Here is a 16531-nt window from a genome sequence, read left to right as displayed (position 1 = left end):
TTACGAAACAGATCAGACAGCTCCAGGCGCCCCATGGCAACGCTTGTACTTCTTACCGGACCCGCAGTAGCAAGGCGCATTCCGAGAAGGACCGTTGCTGGCCTCGGCCTGACCGGACGAGGACGTCCGGCCCTGCCGGTTGGCAGCCGAGTGCGCAGGCCCGGCCGGCACAACAGGAGACCCGCCGAGACCCAGAGCGGGAGCCTGCTGCTCCTGCTGGATCTGCGGTGCCCCAGCACCGGCTTCACCGTCGATTGTCGGCGCCGTGTACTGCAGGGCCTGCGGCCGGCGGTTGCCGCCCAGGCCCTTGGCGCGGACCTCGACACCGGGCTCGGAGCCCGGCATGGCGACGGCCTGGGACGGGTCGACCGTGACGGTCGGGGCTTCTTCGACCTGGACTTCGAGGTTGAAGAGGAAGCCGACGGCTTCTTCCTTGATCCCCTCCATCATCTGGTTGAACATGTCGAAGCCCTCGCGCTGGTACTCGACGACCGGGTCGCGCTGGGCGTAGGCCCGCAGGCTGATGCCTTCCTGCAGGTAGTCCATCTCGTAGAGGTGTTCGCGCCACTTGCGGTCGATGACGGCGAGGAGGACCTGGCGTTCGAGTTCGCGGACTGCTTCTTCGCCGAGTTCTTCCTCGCGGGCTGCGTACGCCGCCTGGGCGTCCTTCTTCAGCTCTTCGACGAGGTATTCCTGGTCGAGGGTGGTGCGTTCGCCGCCGGAGTCCTCGATGAGGTCTTCGATGGTGACACTGACCGGGTAGAGGCGTTTGAGGCTGACCCAGAGCTGGTCGAGGTCCCAGTCCTCGGCGTAACCGTCGGACGTGGCGGCTGTGACGTAGTCGGCGATCACGTCGTCGATCATGTGCTGGGCCTGGTCGTGCATGTCTTCGCCGTCGAGGACGCGCTTGCGCTCGGCGTAGATGACCATGCGCTGCTTGTTGAGGACCTCGTCGTACTTGAGGACGTTCTTGCGGATCTCAGCGTTCTGACCCTCGATCTGGGTCTGTGCGCTGCGGATCTGGCGGGTGACCATCTTCGACTCGATGGGCACGTCCTCGGGGATGTTGAAGCGGTCCATGACTGCTTCGACCGCGCCGGCGCGGAACCGCTTCATCAGGTCGTCCTGGAGGGACAGGTAGAAGCGGGATTCGCCGGGGTCGCCCTGGCGGCCGGAGCGGCCGCGGAGCTGGTTGTCGATGCGGCGGGAGTCGTGGCGTTCGGTGCCGAGGACGTAGAGGCCGCCGGCTGCGGTGACCTCGGAGGCTTCGACCTCGCAGGCTTCCTTCCAGTTCGGGAGGACCTCTTCGAGGGCTTTGGCGTATTCCTCCGGGTCTTCGACGGGGTCGAGGCCGCGCTGGCGGAGCTCGCTCGCCGCGAGGAACTCGGGGTTGCCGCCGAGGAGGATGTCGGTGCCGCGGCCGGCCATGTTGGTGGCGACCGTGACGCCGCCCTTGCGACCGGCCTGGGCGATGATCGTGGCTTCCTGGGCGTGGAACTTGGCGTTCAGCACGCTGTGCGGGATGCCGCGCTTGCGCAGGAGGGTCGAGAGGATCTCGGAGTTCTCGACGGACACCGTGCCGACGAGGACGGGCTGGCCGGTCGCGTGGCGCTCGGCGATGTCCTCGATGACCGCGTTGAACTTGGCCTTCTCGGTCTTGTAGATGACGTCCGGGTGATCGATGCGGATCATCGGGCGGTGCGTCGGGATGGAGACGACGCCGACCTTGTAGACCTGGTTGAACTCGCCGGCCTCGGTCTGCGCCGTACCGGTCATGCCGCCGAGCTTGTTGTAGAGCCGGAAGTAGTTCTGGAGGGTGATGGTCGCCAGGGTCTGGTTCTCCTGCTTGACCTCCACACCTTCCTTCGCCTCGATGGCCTGGTGCATGCCCTCGTTGTAGCGGCGGCCGTGCAGGATGCGGCCGGTGAACTCGTCGACGATCAGGACCTCGCCGTTCTCGTCGACGATGTAGTCCTTGTCCTTACGGTAGAGCTCCTTGGCCTTGATGGCGTTGTTCAGGTAGCCCACCAGCGGAGTGTTCACCGACTCGTACAGGTTGTCGATGCCGAGGCGGTCCTCGACGCGGGCGACGCCGCGTTCGGTGACGGCGACGGTGCGCTTGGCCACGTCGACCTCGTAGTCGCCTTCGCCGTCGGTGCCCTTCTGGAGGCGGCCGACCAGGGCGGCGAACTCGCCGTACCACCGGGCGGAGTGCTCGCCGGGGCCGGAGATGATCAGCGGCGTGCGGGCCTCGTCGATGAGGATCGAGTCGACCTCGTCGACGATGGCGAAGTTGTGGCCGCGCTGGACCAGCTCGGCGGCCGACCACGCCATGTTGTCGCGCAGGTAGTCGAAGCCGAACTCGTTGTTGGTGCCGTACGTGATGTCGCACTCGTAGGCCGCGCGGTGCTCGGCGGCCGGCCTGTTCGGCAGGATCACGCCGACGGACAACCCGAGGAAGACGTGCACGCGGCCGACCCACTCGGCGTCACGCTGGGCGAGGTAGTCGTTCACGGTGATGATGTGCACGCCCTCGCCGCTCAACGCGTTGAGGTAGGCGGGGAACACGCCGGTCAGGGTCTTGCCCTCACCGGTCTTCATCTCCGGGATGTTGCCGAAGTGCAGGGCGGCACCACCCATCAGCTGGACGTCGTACGCGCGCTGGCCGAGGACTCGCCGGGCGCCTTCGCGGGCGACCGCGAACGCCTCCACCATCAGCGAGTCAAGCGATTCGCCGTCGGCGACGCGCTCCTTGAAGCTCTCGGTGCACTGCCGCAGCTCGTCATCACTGAGGTCGGTGTACTCGTCCTCGATCGAGTTGACCGCGTTAGCGATCGCCTTGAGCCGTCGCACCATGCGGCCTTCGCCGGCGCGCAGGAATTTTTCCAAAATCGACACGGGTCAACGCTCCCCTAGACGGTCTGCCGAACCATCGTAGGCGTCTCGTCTGGGTGGCCGTGACCCGAGCCTCCCATTAACCTCGCAAAGAGGGCTAAAAGGACCAAGAAGTTCGCTGACAGCGCATCATCCGGCCCGCTGCAACCTTTTGGAGGCCCGGGGCGTGTCGGGCAGGATGGCCGCGTGGAAACGGTCGAGATCACCGCCGGCGACCTGCTGCTCCGGCCGTGGCAGCCGGGTGACGCGGAGGCCGTGCACCGCGCGTGCCAGGATCCGGTCCTGCATCGCTGGGTCTCCGGGCTCCCCTGGCCGTACCAATTGTCGGATGCCGCGATCTTCGTCGGCGAGCTGGCACCGCTCCGGCTGGCCGAGGGCGCCGCACTGCATCTCGGCGTCTTCGACAAGGGGGAGCTGGTCGGGTCCGTCGCCCTCAACGCGATCAACCTCACCGCCCGCACGGCCGGGATCGGCTTCTGGTCCGCGCCCTGGTCCCGCGGACGGCGAGTGGCCGAGCGCGCCTCCCGAGCCCTGCTGAGCTGGGCTTTCGGGGACGGTCTGGGCCTGGTCCGCGTCGACTGGCAGGCCACGATCGGCAACCACGCCTCGCGCGTCACCGCCCTGCGGCTCGGCTTCCGGATCGTCGGCGAGCGGCCCGCCGACGGCGGCGGCAAGATCCGTTGGCTGGCCTCCCTGGTCCCCGGCGATCTCACTGCCGAGGACACAAACCTTTCCGATCCTGTACGCCGCACAGCACGCACCTTCGGTGCACCGCACCCGACCCTGCCCGCCGGGGCACTCACCCTGCGCCAGCCGCACCCCGGCGACGTGGAGGCACTGGTCGCCACCCGCAGCGATCCGGAGACCGCCCGCTGGTTCGGGGTGCCGCAGCCCTACACCGAGGCCGACGCGCGGACGCACATCGACCACAACGTGCCCCTGCGGTGGGCGCGAGGCGCCGAGGCCGTTTTTGCGATTGCTGACGGCGCTGACGCGTACATCGGCTCGGTTGATCTGAGGATCCGGCCGGGAGATCCGCACGTGGGTGAGGTGGGTTACGTGGTCTCGCCGTGGGCGCGCGGGCGCGGTCACGCGCCGGCCGCGCTCGAGGCGATCTGCCGGTGGGGTTTCGAGGCGCTCGGGCTCACCAGGATCGAGTGGCGCGCCGAGGTGGGCAACGATGCATCGAGAAGGGCGGCCGAGAAGGCAGGCTTCACGGTGGAGGGCACGCTGCGGCAGGCCCTGGAGATCAACGGAGCACGGCGGGACTGCTGGGTCGGTTCGCTGGTGAAAGGTGAGTCGGCATGATCGTTCCCACCGTCCAGGGCGAGGGTGTACGCCTGCGCGCCTTCGAGCAGCACGACGTCGACGACCTGCTGGCCGGGTACGGCGACCCGGAGGTGCAGCGTTTCCTGCCGCCGCTGCCGGTGCCGTTCACCCGCGCCCAGGCCGAGTCCTACATCAGCGACGTCGCGCCGAGCATGTTCGCCTACGGCGGCGGCCTCTACGCGATCGCCGACCCGGAGACCGACCGGCTGCTCGGCGGTGTGGGCCTGGACAAGATGGTGCCCAACCGCGGTCAGACCGAGATCGGCTACTGGGTCGGGCCGTGGGCGCGCGGCCGGGGTGTGGCCACCGCGGCGGTGCGGGCGCTGACCGGGCACGCGTTCCACACCGGTATGGCCCGCATCGAGTTGCTCACCCATCGGGAGAACGCCCCCAGTCAGCGGGTGGCGCTGGCCACGGGGTTCCAGCCCGAGGGCGTACGCCGGGGTGTGCTCCCGAACCGTGACGGCGGCCGCGACGACCTGCTCGCGTACGCGCGGCTGGCCGGCGACGATCCCGGTCCCGTCGAGCGGCTGCTGCCGGACCTGCCGGGCGGCGAGCTCACCGACGGCGTGGTCTGCCTGCGCCCGCTGACCCCCGGCGACCTCGATTTCTACGTCGCGCTGCACAGCGTGGAGGACGTGGTGGCGACCACCGTCCCGCCGATCGCGCCGAGCCGCGAGGAGATGCGGCGGCGCTGTGCGTGGGCCCAGTCGCACTGGCTGGCGGGCGACCGGGCCGACCTGGTCATCATCGATGTCGCCACCGGCACACCCGCCGGTGAGATCGGCCTGTACTACCAGGAGCCCCGGACCGGACAGGCCATGATCGGCTACAGCATGCTGCCCGCGTGGCGCGGCCGTGGCTTCCCGACGCGGGCGGCACAGCTTGTGTCGTTGTGGGCGTTCGCGGAAACGGGCATCGCACGGCTGATCGCCGGTGCGCTGCCCACCAACCTGGGCTCGCAGCGGGTGCTGGAGAAGGCCGGCTTCAAACGTGAGGCGTACCTGCGGTCGAGGTTGCCGGGCCACGACGGCCGGCGCAGCGACGACCTGCAGTTCGCGCTGGTCGCCGAGGACCTGTTGCGGGAGGGTGCGCGCCTCGACGGCTGACGCGCGGGGTTTCCGCACGCCAGCCGGAGGGCTTCTCCTCAGCTATCCCGTTGTCTCCAGGCTGAGAATGCCGTAGTCGTACCCGCGACGCCGGTAGACGACGCTGGGCCGGCCGCTCTCCTTGTCGTGGAACAGGTAGAAGTCGTGGCCGACGAGCTCCATCTGGAAGAGGGCGTCGTCGACGGTCATCGGGTCCGCGGGGTGTTCCTTCTCCCGCACGATGCGCCAGGGTTGATCGTTGTCGTGTTCGAGGAGATCCGTCGCCACGGACGACTCCTCGTCCTGCGGCGTCAGGCTCGGCAGGTCGGTCGGGAGTCCGGCGGTGGCGGCGGCGACGGACACCGGCGCGTGCCGTCCACGGTGTACGCGGCGGCGGTCCGCAGCGCGGCGCAGACGCCCGTCGAGCTTGTTGAATGCGAGGTCCAGCGCGGCATAGAAGTCCTTGGCGCAGGCCTCCGCGCGAATCACCGGCCCGCGTGTCACGACGGTGATCTCCACGCGCTGGCAGTTGTCGGACTGCCGGGGATTGCGTTCGTGGAAGAGCTCCACGTCGACTCTGATCAGCTTCTGATCGTAACGTTCGATCTTGGCCAGTTTGTCGGCGACATGTTCCCGATAGTGATCGGGAACCTCTACGTTGCGGCCCTTGACGACAATGTCCACTCGTGACCTCCCCCAACGTTTCGTGATGCGGGCGCCCTGCGACGGGGTGCCGGGGGCGCCGTACTACGACGCGGCGTGCTGGTTTCGGCGATGCCGGGATCACGGAACGAAACCGCGCATCAGACCGAATCGGCTTACGAGGACGCTCCTTTCCGGTGCGGCGGGCTGAGCCCTGCAAGAGGGCTTCGACTTCGCTCCGGTGGCGGGTAAGTGCGGACGCTTACCCTCGTCACCAAGACGCTAACCTGCCGACGCCCGCCAGTCACCCCTCGTTCGGGGAACGGACCGGGAGACTTTCGGCCCTGGTGGAGCGGCCGCGGCGGCTCGCACGCCGGCCGGCACCCGGCCGCCGCGCAGTTTTGTCGCCGCCAGCACCGCAGCCGCCGTGACCTGCATGTCCGCCTCCCGGAGACGACCCGTGACCGCGGCCAGCGTGGCGCCGGTCGTGACGATGTCGTCAACCACTATCAGGGTGCCTCTCATCGTCGGTCGGCGTCGCGAAATCCGGATCCGGGCGTCCTTGATTCGCAGCGAACTCTCAGCCGCCGCAGCGCGACCGGCTACGTCCAGTGACGCGGAGTCCGGACGCGGGAGCGCCCGGAGCGGCTGACTCAGCTCAGCGTTCCAGCCGGCCGTTCGCAGCCGTCGCACGGCGTGTGTGGCCAGTCGCACCATGTGGTCGCCGTGCCGCTCCCGGACGGCGCTCGCCGTCGACGGCACGGGAATCAGCGTCACCGGCCGGCCCGGGGTCGCGACCCGGGCGACGGCCACCGCGAGCAGCGCGCCCAGCGGCCCGGCGAGTCGATGCCGGCCCTTCTCCTTGTACGCGAGCAGCACACCTCGCAACGCCCCCGCGTACGGGCCGACAGCCGTACAGGGAGGCATGCCCGCGGGTGGAGGCACCGGAGCCGTGGAATAGGGCGTCAGGGCTTCCAGGGCGCTCGCACACCGGGCGCACACGCCGAACCGCAGTGGCACACGGTCGGCGTCGCAGCCGGCGCAGGCGCTGGGCAGGACGAGGTCGGCCAGGTCGGCGCCGAGACCGGACAATCGTGCGGCAGCCATGCGGAGCGGCTCAGCGCAGGAAGAACGGCGCGGTCGGCACCACATCGGCCGGCGGGTCGGCCACCGGGTCGGCCAGGTCCGCGACGGTGATCCGGACCGGCCCGGACGGCACGGAGAACGCGTCACCGTCGGCGACGTACGCGACGTTGTCCGAGCTCTCCTTGCCGACGGTCGGACGCTGCGGATAGGCCGTCAGGTAGGTGACGGCCTCGGTGCCGATGTCCTCGAGCCGCTCGGTCATCTGTGTCCCGTCGACCGTCACCTCGAAGATCGCCACGCGGTTGCGGTCGGCGCGGTCACCGGCGACGGTCAGCCAGGTCTCGCTGCTCCAGTCGACGGCGCTCGCCCGGCGCAGCAGCGGGGTGAGGATCTGTCGCGACTGACGGATCTGCACCCCGTCGCCGCTGGTCGACAGCGACGCGATCGACACCCGGCCACCGGCCACCAGCGCGATCCGGCGACCGTCCGGAGCAACGGCCACCGCGGCGATGCCCCCGGCCGGACCCGGCCCGCCGACCGGGGTGACCGCGTCGCCCTCGGAGTCGAAGCTGTAGAGGCGCCCGCCGACCGTGATCAGGCCGACTGCGGGTGTCTGCGGGTCGGGCGACGTGACAGCCCAGACCGGCTGACCGGTGGCTCCGGCGGGCAGACGCAGCCGGGCCAGCTCGGCCTGCTGTCCCACGGCCGCGGCGCCGACCCGCAACTCCTGACGGTTACCGGCGCTGACCACCAGGGCCGCGAACCGGCGGTCACCCGAGCCGGCCATCGCGGCGGCCTGGACGTCCTTGTTGGCCTCGGGGCGCAGCACCGGCAGCGCCTCGGTGGCGTTGAGCGACCGGGAGACCCGGCGTACCTGACGGTTGTAGATCACGAACCGCTCGGGCGTGGGTGTCAGCTGGTAGGCCAGGTTGCTGGTGAGGTAGTCGGTGCTGTCGTAGTCGTTGCGTTCCTGGGTGCCGACCCGCAGCTCGAGCGTTCCCGGCAGATTGGGTCGCAGCGACCACATGAGCTGGCGTCTCAGGCGGTCCATCGCCTCCGGATCGTCCGGCGGCTGGACGGCCTGGCCGCTCAGGTTGATCTGCAGCTTGTCGTCCCGCGCCGCGGGCACGTTGCCGTCGAGCACCGTCCCGTCGGGCAGCGGCTCGACCGCATCACCGAGCAGGTCCGACGGGCCGTCGATCAGCCACTTGATGATCTCGTTGGGCTGCTGCTCCGACGGCACGTCCTTGGCGAGGTACCGCACGTCGGGCACCAGCGCGGTGTGCTCGAGGTTCCAGAAGTAGAGGTTGCGCCGGTCGTAGAACGTGTTGAGCGCGGTGTCGCTGACCAGCAGCGTCGGCGGCGCCTTGGTCACGAAGAGGCCGTTCTCGCCGGTGATGTACCCGACGGTGAAGTCGTACGTCGTCTCCGAGTTGTTCGAGACAGGGTTGAGGATGCCGTTGCGGCCCAGCACCCCGACCGTCTTGGCGCTCAGCGTCACCCGGTCGTCGCCCGGGTTGACCAGGGGGTCCTCGACCAGGTGCACGACGGTCAGGTCGCTGCGCGCGGGGAACTTGAACGAGTTCGCCGCCGAGGGGGAGAGGAACTGCCTGACGCGTTCGGCCGCACCGTTGGGGTCGCCGGCCGCGGCCTCGAGGTAGTACTCGACAAAAGTCTTGGCGAGCAGCGTCGACTCCCGGCTGTGCCGGGTCGGTGCGACGTCGCCGCCGGTGGAGGTGCCGGTCGACGGCCCCGGGCCGACCCGCTCGACCTCGGTGCTGTCCGGGATGCCGCAGCCGCCGAGCAGGAGGGCCCCCAGCAGCGGCGCGACCAGCAGGGCCCGCAGGCTGCGCCTCATCGGGCCACCTCCGCGGGCTCGCCCGCGTCCTCGGCGCCCGCCACCGGCGCCGCCTCGAGGGCGAGCGGGAGCACGTCGATGGCACGGTCACGCGGGATGAGTGGCAGCGGCGCGGCCACCAGACGGTCACCCGAGCGCACCGGGACGGTCAGCCGGAACTGCGCCCCGCCACCCGGCTCGCCCCAGGCCTCCAGCCAGCCGCCGTGCAACCGCGCGTCCTCGACCGAGATCGACAGGCCCAGGCCGGTGCCGCCGGTCTGCCGGGCGCGGGAAGGGTCGGCCCGCCAGAAGCGGTTGAACACCAGACGCTCCTCCCCCGGCTTGAGACCCACGCCGTGGTCCCGGACCGTGACCGCCACAGCGGCCTCGTCGGTGGCCAGCGTGACCTCGACCGGCCGGCCCTCGCCGTGCTCGACGGCGTTGCCGACCAGGTTGCGCAGCACCCGCTCGATCCGCCGCGGATCCACCTCGGCGATGACGGGTGTCTCCGGCAGCCGCAGCTCGATGGTGACCCCGACCCGCTCGGCCAGCCCGGCCAGCCGGTCCGCGACCCGCTCGACGATCGGCACCAGGTCGCTGTGCTCGGCGTCCAGCGCGGCAAAACCCGCGTCGAAGCGACTGATCTCCAGCAGGTCGGTCAGCAGGCTCTCGAAGCGGTCCAGCTCGGCCTGCAGCAGCTCGGCGCTGCGCGCCACGGCCGGATCAAAATCCTCACGCTCCGAGAAGAGCAGGTCGGCGGCCATGCGTACGGTCGTGAGCGGCGTCCGGAGCTCGTGGGACACGTCCGAGGTGAAGCGCCGCTGCAGCCGCGACATCTCCTCCAGGCGCACGATCTGCCGCTGGAGGTTGGCCGCCATCTGATTGAAGGACGCGGCCAGCAACGCCAGGTCGTCCTCGCCGTCGACCTTCATGCGCTGGTCGAGCAGACCCGCGGAGAGCCGCTGGGCGGTGCGGGCGGCGACCCGGACCGGTGTCACCACCATGCGGGTGACCAGGCCGGCGACAACACCGAGCAGAATGACCAGCGCGAGACCGGTGACCAGCACCGTCGTCCGGATCTGGTTGGCCGCCCGGTCCTCGGTGGTCAGCGGTACGAGGTAGTAGAGCTCGACCTGACCGAAGCTCGTCGGCACCGGTGACCCGTACACGAGGTACTTGGTCCGGACACCGTTGACGTCACCGGTGCGGATCTGCTGGCCGACCTGGCCGTCGTCGGCGACGGTGTGCACCAGCTCGGGGCTGATCAGCGGGCCGGTGTCGACCTTGGTCGAGGTGACCGGCTTGAGCTCGGGGAACCGCTCGGCCTGGAGCGAGACGATCGCACCGCCGCTCTCCGCCGAGTCACCGTCGGCGAGCCGGTTGACCGTGTCGATGATCGTCAGCGGCAGCGTCTTGTCGAACACCTGCCGGTGCACGGTGAGCTGCTGGTACGCGTACTCGACCTTGCCCTGCATCTGGGCGTTGACCTCGTCCTCGGCCCGGTCCAGCAGGATCTGCGTGCTGCGGTCGGCGATGAACCAGCCGAAGCCGCCGACCAGCAGGCTGGACATGACCAGGGTCAGGGTGACGACGCGCAGGTGCAGGGAGCGGCGCCAGGCACGCCGGGCGGGCGCCGAGACGCGGCGCCCCCGGCGCACGCCCACGCGCCACTGCCGCCGCACCACGCGAAGGGTGCGGCGGATGGGCATCGGAAGCCAGGCAGGAGCATGCATGTCGGGGGCAAGGTTAGCCCCTCGGCCCCCTTATCCGGTGCCCGCCTTGTACCCGACACCACGGACCGTAAGGATGATCTCCGGCCGTTCCGGGTCCGGCTCGATCTTGGCGCGCAGCCGCTGGACGTGGACGTTGACCAGGCGGGTGTCCGCCGCGTGGCGGTAGCCCCAGACCTGCTCGAGCAGCACCTCCCGGGTGAAGACCTGGCGCGGCTTGCGGGCGAGCGCGACCAGCAGGTCGAACTCGAGCGGCGTCAGCTTCACCTCCTCGCCGTCGCGGGAGACGGTGTGCGCGGGCACGTCGATGGTGATCTGGTTGCCGGGCGGCCCGATGGTGAGCATCTCGGGCGCGGCGTCCTCACCCCGGCGGAGCCGGGCACGCATCCGCGCGACGAGCTCCTTGGGCTTGAACGGCTTGACCACGTAGTCGTCGGCGCCGGACTCCAGCCCGAGCACCACGTCGACCGTGTCGCTCTTGGCCGTCAGCATGACGATCGGGATGCCCGACTCGGTGCGGATGGCCCGGGCCACGTCGATGCCGCTCATGCCCGGGAGCATCAGGTCCAGCAGGACGATGTCGGGCCGGCTCTCACGGAACGCGGCAAGGGCGCGCTCGCCATCGGCGACGAATGACGGAAGGAAACCTTCGCTGCGCAGGACGATACCGAGCATCTCGGCCAGCGCTGGGTCGTCATCGACGACGAGTACCCGGGCTCTCATGCGATCCAATATTGCACTGTCCCCTTTCGGCCCGTGTGACCGCCCGGCGATCATGTGGCGGCGCCGTTGCTGATCATGGACTGGCCGGCGGGAAAAAGCCAGGTCAGATGAAGAGCGCCCGGCCCCAGAAATCGTCCGGTCCGGACACGCCGGGTGGGCATGCGAAGAGCCCCAGCGAGACCGGTTTGAGGTATTCGTTCATCTCGTCCTGGCGCGACAGGCTCCGCTGGATCGGGACGAACTGCTTGCGGGGATCACGCTGGAAGGCGATGAAGAACAGCCCCGCGTCCAGGCGTCCGAGGCCGTCCGAGCCGTCGACGAAGTTGTAACCGCGGCGGAGCAGCCGGGCGCCACCGTTGGTCGTCGGGTGGGCCAGGCGGACGTGCGAGCGCAGCGCCAGCAGCGGCTCGCCGTCGGCGCCCTTGGCCTCGAGGTCCGGCTCCTCGAACTCGCCGGACTTGCCCAGCGGCGCACCGGTCCCCTTCTGCCGGCCGACGATCATCTCCTGCTCGGCCAGCGAGGACCGGTCCCACGTCTCCACGATCATCCGGATCTTGCGGCTGACCAGGTAGGAGCCGCCGGTCATCCAGTCCGGCCCGTCACCCGGCTGCACCCACAGGTGCTCGCGCAGCAGGTCCGTCTCCTCGAGCTTGAGGTTGGCGGTGCCGTCCTTGAAGCCGAAAAGATTGCGCGCGGTCGTCTGAGTGGTCGACGTCGACGACGTACGCCCGAAGCCCAGCTGCGACCACCGCACGCTGACCACACCCATGCCGATCCGCGCGAGGTTGCGGATCGCGTGCACCGCCACCTGCGGGTCGTTGGCGCACGCCTGCACGCACAGGTCACCGCCGGACAGGGAGTCGTCGAGCACGTCCCCCGGGAAGTGCGGCAGGTCGTCGAGGGCGGGCGGGCGCTTCGCGGCGAGCCCGAAGCGGTCCTTGCCGGTGGCGTCCCGGAACAGCGTCGGGCCGAAGCCGACCGTGATGGTCAGCCCCGACGGCGGCAGGCCCAGCGCCTCACCGGTGTCGTCGGGCGGCGCCTCGGGCACACCGCCGACCGCACCGATCTCACCGGCGTCACGGCCGGCCGTCATCCGCGCGGCAGCGGCCGTCCAGTCCTTGAGCAGCCCGATCAGCCGCTCGCGGTCCTTGGTGATGACGTCGAACGCCACGAAGTGCAGCCGGTCCTGGGCGGGCGTGACGATGCCCGCCTGGTGCTCACCCGTGAACGCGACAGCTCCCTCGACCGGGTGCGGTGTCGTGTCACCGGCTGAACCCTTGACCAGGGCACTGCCGATCGCCGCCGCGCCGGTCACCCCGGCCACGCCGACGCCGGCGAGCGCGATGGCCCGCCGGCGGGACAGGGAGCTGTCGGACATCAGGTCTTCCTTACTTCTTGGAGACGACCGCGGCGACCTTGCTGATCGGCTCCGCGAGCGCGTTGATCGCGTCGGAGAGACCCTTCAGGTCGGCCTCGGTGAGCTTGTTGTGGAGCTTCCAGCCGTCGCCCTCGCGGTACTTAGTCAGCGTGGTGTCGACGTTGGCGAACTCGGTGTCGAGCGTCTTGACCAGCGCGGGGTCACGCTCCTCGAGGACCGGGCGCAGCGAGGCGATCGCGGCCTTGGAGCCCTCGACGTTGGCGTTGAAGTCCCACAGGTCGGTGTGCGAGTAGCGGTCCTCCTCGCCGGTGATCTTGCCGGTGGCGACCTCGTCGAGCAGGCCCTTGGCGCCGTTGGCCAGCTGCAGCGGGGAGAGCTTCTCGGCGTTGGCCTTGGCCACGATCTCCTTGACGTCGGTCAGGAGCTGGTCGGCGATCGGCCCGTCCTTGGAGACGTCCGGCTTCGCCGCCCACAGGTCCTTCTCGAGGCGGTGGAAGCCGGTGAACTCCATGCCCTCCTCGATGACCTCCTCGCGACCGTCGATCTTCGGGTCCAGGTCACCGAAGATCTCGGCGACGGGCTCGATGCGCTCCCAGTAGGTCCGCGCGATCGGGAACAGCGCCTTGGCCTTGTCGACGTCGCCCGCCTTGACCGCGGCGACGAACTCCTCGGTCTTCGGCAGCAGCGCACCGGTCTGGCTCTTCACGTACCGCGAGTAGCTGGCGGTGGCGTCGGCGAGCTTGGCGTCGTCGGTCAGCGGTGCGGCCGACCCGGAGACGGTCAGCGCGGCGCGGATGCCCTTGCCGATCATGCCGGGCTTGCAGGCGGTCTCGTACGTGCCGGACGGCAGCTCGACGTGCAGCTCACGCGAGAGCCCGGGCGCGATGTTCTCGACCTCACCCATGACCCGATCGCCCGGCGCGTACACGTAGAACTCGGTGACCTTGTTGCCGCCGTTGGTGATCGTGAAGACGCTGGTCCCGGCGTCCACCGCGTTCTTCGCGACCTCGCAGGTCGTGTCGGACGCCTTGACGGTGATGGGCCCGCCCGCACTGCCGGCGGCGGCGGTGTCGTCGGCACTGTCGCCACCGCACGCGGCCAGGGCGCCGCCGAGGACGCCGACCGCGGCGAGCGCGAGGATTCGGGTGGTACGCATGGGCACGTTCTCCTACTGCTGCGGCGCGGACGCCGGGGTGGGTTCTGAGGTGGTGGCGACCGGCTTCTCGCCCGCCGGCTTCTTGCGTGACGGCCGCAGGAACAGGACGAGGACCGGGATCCCGTACGCCGCCCAGGCGATGCTCTCGAGCACCGACGCGGTCGGCGTGATGTTGAACATCCCGGTGAGCAGGGCGGTGTACCAGGCCGACGGGTCGAGCACGCCGCTGATGTCGTACGCGAGGGTGTTGAGGCCCGGAAGCACGTTGGCCTCCTGGAAGTCGTGCACGCCGTACTTGAGGATGCCCGCGGCGACCAGGATGAGCAGCGCTCCGGTCCAGGTGAAGAAGACGGAGAGGTTGATCCGCACGGCGGTGGCGTACATCAGGTAGCCGATGGCGACCGCGGAGGCGATGCCGGCCAGCAGCGCGTACAGGGGGCGGCTGTTGTCGGAGGCGCCCTGCACGGCGGAGTAGAAGATCAGCGAGGTCTCGAGGCCCTCGCGGACAACAGCGAGGAAGGCCATCAAGGCGACCGAGATCGAGCCGACCGCGAGTGCGTCCTGGAGCTTGCCGCGCAGCTCACCCGCGATGGAACGGGCCGCCTTGCGCATCCAGAAGATCATCCAGGTCACGAAGACCACGGCGAGGATCGAGGTGACGGCCTCGAAGAGCTCACGGTGCTCGTACTTCTGGAGCAGCGTGGTCGAGGTGTAGCTGAGCAGCCAGCCGAAGAAGACGGAGAGGGCGACCGCGAGGCCGACGCCGGCCCACACCTGCACGAGCCGGTCCTTGCGGTCCGACTTCACCAGGAAGGCGATGAGGATGCTCACCACCAGGGTGGCTTCCAACCCCTCACGGAGGCCGATGAGGTAGGTGGCGAGCATGGCACTCCGTTGCTAAGGCATCCCTAAGTAAGGCTCGGCATACCTTAGCCACGGCTCGGGCCGCCACGTCAAGTTCCGGCCGTATCACGCAGGTCACAAGGCGGTCTCCTCCCCCGGAGACCGCCCTGCGGGTGAAGCGGTCAGCGGCGGTCGAACTCCCCGTCGCGGACACCCGCGACGAACTCCGCCCAGCCCTCGGCGCCGAACTCGAGCACCGGCCCGGCGACATCCTTGGAGTCCCGGACAAAAACGGCCGCGGCGGCTGCCGCAACCTCGACACAGTGGCCGGCGGCGGCACTCCGGGTGCTCTTTCGCCAGGTCAAACCGTGGTTATGCAATGTCATGCCCTTCAGCGGATGAATACTCGCTCCGGTCAACGCCGCGAGGTCACCGCAGGGAATCGCCCGTCCGGGCGATGCAGTCCCGCGTCTCACTGATGGACAGTGCACGACCGCGCAGATCCTCGAACGCATCCCGATAGATCTGCACGTCACCAGGTTTTGTCCGCAACTGACCACCGACAAGATCCTCGCTGTGCACGACCGGCGCCCGCTCCTCCGACCCGAACTCGAAGATGACAAAGGCCTCGCCGAGCGCGGCGTGCGCCCCCGCCCGGAACGGCAGGACGTGCAGCTCCACCCCGGGGCGGTGACTGGCGTCGTAAAGCCGCTGCACCTGACGGTGGAGCACAGCCCGGCCCCCGACCTCCCGGTGCAGGGCCGACTCGTCCAGCACCACACACAGCCGGGGCGGCGGTTCCCTGGTCAGGACGCTCTGCCGGGCCATCCGCAGAGCCGTACGCCGCAGGATCGTCTCCTGGTCGCTGACGTCCGCGCCGACCTCGATGACCGCGTGCGCGTACTCGTCCGTCTGCAGCAGACCGGGAACGACCTGCGCCTCCCACTCGCAGATGGAGACAGCCTCGGCCTCGAACGCGACGTACTCGTCGTAAGGCTCGGCCACCGACGACCGGTAGGGCGCCCACCAGACCCGCGCCCGGCCCCGGCGCGCCAGCTCCCGCATGCGGAGACGGTCCGCCGGAGTGCACCCGTACGCCCGGAGCAGCCGCTCCAGATCGGACTCACTGATGCCCGTCCGCGCCGTCTCGATGCGGCTCAACTTCGACTCGGACCAGCCCAGCAAGCGGGCAATCTCGGCGCCACGGCGCTCCCCGCGCAGCCGGCGCAACTCGTCACCGAGCTCCCGGCGCGCGGCCATCGATGTCGGCCTGGCCACGCCGCCCACCGTACCGGTCACGGCTTGCAACTTGCACTTCACTTTCTGCACTTGCAGACGGGCCCGGACCGTGTGCTAATGAGATGAGAAAGAGGCTTTGGTGCGGGTCACCGGGCGGAGACCCTGCACCGGGCCGCGACCTACGCGGCCACTGCCGGCGCCTGCGGGGGCGACCAGCAGACAGGGAAGCGGACCGGTGGCGGCAACCGCCGGTTCGCTTTTCCATGTCCCCGAACGATCAGTCCGCGGTGCGGCCCAGCTTGTCGGACCCCTTGACGGCAAATCCGGGGATCAACCGCTCGTCGCGACGGCCCGGCCATGGTGATCTTGGTGTTGAGGGGCCGATATTGCCCACGATCGCCGGAGCTTCATCCGCCACGTGCTCGCGCGCGACGGACCCCGACGCACGATGCCAGGCCCTCGTCGGGGCCAGGAAGGCCCAACTTCGTTGAAGTTGGGCCATCACCGGGCCCACCCGGTCACGGTGGAGAAGATGCGGCAGCCCCGACCACGTCGTCCGTCGTGGTGATTTGGACGCCGTCCATC

At 69.6% G+C, this 16531-nt stretch carries 13 protein-coding genes; 2 read left to right on the top strand and 11 right to left on the bottom strand.

What is annotated here, in order from left to right; translation table 11 throughout:
- Positions 1 to 12: 12 nt before the first annotated feature.
- Complete coding sequence (secA, locus tag AFR_RS05865; RefSeq protein WP_023358980.1) at positions 13 to 2898, bottom strand: preprotein translocase subunit SecA; 2886 nt, start codon at positions 2896 to 2898, stop codon at positions 13 to 15.
- Between the two features lie 183 nt (positions 2899 to 3081).
- Between secA and AFR_RS05860 the strand changes: the two genes are divergently transcribed.
- Both AFR_RS05860 and AFR_RS05855 read left to right on the top strand, forming a co-directional pair.
- On the top strand, positions 3082 to 4203 hold the full coding sequence (locus AFR_RS05860) for a GNAT family N-acetyltransferase (protein WP_023358979.1): 1122 nt from the start codon (positions 3082 to 3084) through the stop codon (positions 4201 to 4203).
- Positions 4200 to 5333, top strand: coding sequence for a GNAT family N-acetyltransferase (locus AFR_RS05855; RefSeq protein WP_023358978.1), 1134 nt, complete (start codon positions 4200 to 4202; stop codon positions 5331 to 5333). Before AFR_RS05860 ends, AFR_RS05855 begins: the two co-directional genes overlap by 4 nt.
- Positions 5334 to 5375: 42 nt before the next feature.
- Here AFR_RS05855 and hpf read toward each other — a convergent pair whose 3' ends face one another.
- The 10 genes from hpf to AFR_RS05805 form a co-directional block, all read right to left on the bottom strand.
- Positions 5376 to 5996 (bottom strand): ribosome hibernation-promoting factor, HPF/YfiA family, encoded by a 621-nt coding sequence (hpf, locus tag AFR_RS05850; protein WP_023358977.1) that lies wholly within the window; start codon positions 5994 to 5996, stop codon positions 5376 to 5378.
- A gap of 240 nt (positions 5997 to 6236) precedes the next feature.
- Positions 6237 to 7061 (bottom strand): ComF family protein, encoded by an 825-nt coding sequence (locus AFR_RS05845; RefSeq protein ID WP_023358976.1) that lies wholly within the window; start codon positions 7059 to 7061, stop codon positions 6237 to 6239.
- Positions 7062 to 7071: 10 nt separating this feature from the next.
- The gene (locus AFR_RS05840; protein ID WP_023358975.1) at positions 7072 to 8898 is read right to left on the bottom strand and encodes an LpqB family beta-propeller domain-containing protein; all 1827 of its coding nucleotides are present in this window, start codon (positions 8896 to 8898) and stop codon (positions 7072 to 7074) included.
- Positions 8895 to 10586: an MtrAB system histidine kinase MtrB gene (gene mtrB / locus AFR_RS05835; RefSeq protein ID WP_084297912.1), complete on the bottom strand. Its 1692-nt coding sequence runs from the start codon at positions 10584 to 10586 to the stop codon at positions 8895 to 8897. Before mtrB ends, AFR_RS05840 begins: the two co-directional genes overlap by 4 nt.
- Before the next feature lie 54 nt (positions 10587 to 10640).
- Positions 10641 to 11330, bottom strand: coding sequence for an MtrAB system response regulator MtrA (gene mtrA / locus AFR_RS05830; protein ID WP_023358973.1), 690 nt, complete (start codon positions 11328 to 11330; stop codon positions 10641 to 10643).
- Positions 11331 to 11433: 103 nt separating this feature from the next.
- The gene (gene efeB / locus AFR_RS05825; protein ID WP_023358972.1) at positions 11434 to 12708 is read right to left on the bottom strand and encodes an iron uptake transporter deferrochelatase/peroxidase subunit; all 1275 of its coding nucleotides are present in this window, start codon (positions 12706 to 12708) and stop codon (positions 11434 to 11436) included.
- Between the two features lie 10 nt (positions 12709 to 12718).
- Positions 12719 to 13864 (bottom strand): iron uptake system protein EfeO, encoded by a 1146-nt coding sequence (gene efeO / locus AFR_RS05820; RefSeq protein ID WP_023358971.1) that lies wholly within the window; start codon positions 13862 to 13864, stop codon positions 12719 to 12721.
- Between the two features lie 12 nt (positions 13865 to 13876).
- A complete protein-coding gene (gene efeU, locus AFR_RS05815) occupies positions 13877 to 14749 on the bottom strand; it encodes an iron uptake transporter permease EfeU (RefSeq protein ID WP_023358970.1) in 873 nt (290 codons plus the stop codon).
- A 140-nt stretch (positions 14750 to 14889) separates the two neighbouring features.
- Positions 14890 to 15093 carry a DUF397 domain-containing protein gene (locus tag AFR_RS05810; protein ID WP_041840639.1) on the bottom strand — a complete coding sequence of 68 codons (204 nt, stop codon included), beginning with the start codon at positions 15091 to 15093 and terminating at the stop codon, positions 14890 to 14892.
- A 43-nt stretch (positions 15094 to 15136) separates the two neighbouring features.
- Positions 15137 to 15985, bottom strand: coding sequence for a helix-turn-helix domain-containing protein (locus AFR_RS05805; protein WP_052359659.1), 849 nt, complete (start codon positions 15983 to 15985; stop codon positions 15137 to 15139).
- Between the last annotated feature and the right edge of the window lie 546 nt (positions 15986 to 16531).

The organism is Amorphoplanes friuliensis DSM 7358, assembly GCF_000494755.1.
GTDB lineage: Bacteria > Actinomycetota > Actinomycetes > Mycobacteriales > Micromonosporaceae > Actinoplanes > Actinoplanes friuliensis.
This window is presented reverse-complemented; position numbering and strand designations above follow the sequence as displayed.

What these genes read in the sequence shown, in the direction of transcription:
- efeB (WP_023358972.1), bottom strand. Translation starts at nt 12,708, where the DNA reads ATGTCCGACAGCTCCCTGTCCCGCCGGCGGGCCATCGCGCTCGCCGGC.
- mtrB (WP_084297912.1), bottom strand. Translation starts at nt 10,586, where the DNA reads ATGCCCATCCGCCGCACCCTTCGCGTGGTGCGGCGGCAGTGGCGCGTG.
- AFR_RS05810 (WP_041840639.1), bottom strand. Translation starts at nt 15,093, where the DNA reads ATGACATTGCATAACCACGGTTTGACCTGGCGAAAGAGCACCCGGAGT.
- AFR_RS05855 (WP_023358978.1), top strand. Translation starts at nt 4,200, where the DNA reads ATGATCGTTCCCACCGTCCAGGGCGAGGGTGTACGCCTGCGCGCCTTC.
- efeO (WP_023358971.1), bottom strand. Translation starts at nt 13,864, where the DNA reads ATGCGTACCACCCGAATCCTCGCGCTCGCCGCGGTCGGCGTCCTCGGC.
- AFR_RS05845 (WP_023358976.1), bottom strand. Translation starts at nt 7,061, where the DNA reads ATGGCTGCCGCACGATTGTCCGGTCTCGGCGCCGACCTGGCCGACCTC.
- AFR_RS05840 (WP_023358975.1), bottom strand. Translation starts at nt 8,898, where the DNA reads ATGAGGCGCAGCCTGCGGGCCCTGCTGGTCGCGCCGCTGCTGGGGGCC.
- mtrA (WP_023358973.1), bottom strand. Translation starts at nt 11,330, where the DNA reads ATGAGAGCCCGGGTACTCGTCGTCGATGACGACCCAGCGCTGGCCGAG.
- efeU (WP_023358970.1), bottom strand. Translation starts at nt 14,749, where the DNA reads ATGCTCGCCACCTACCTCATCGGCCTCCGTGAGGGGTTGGAAGCCACC.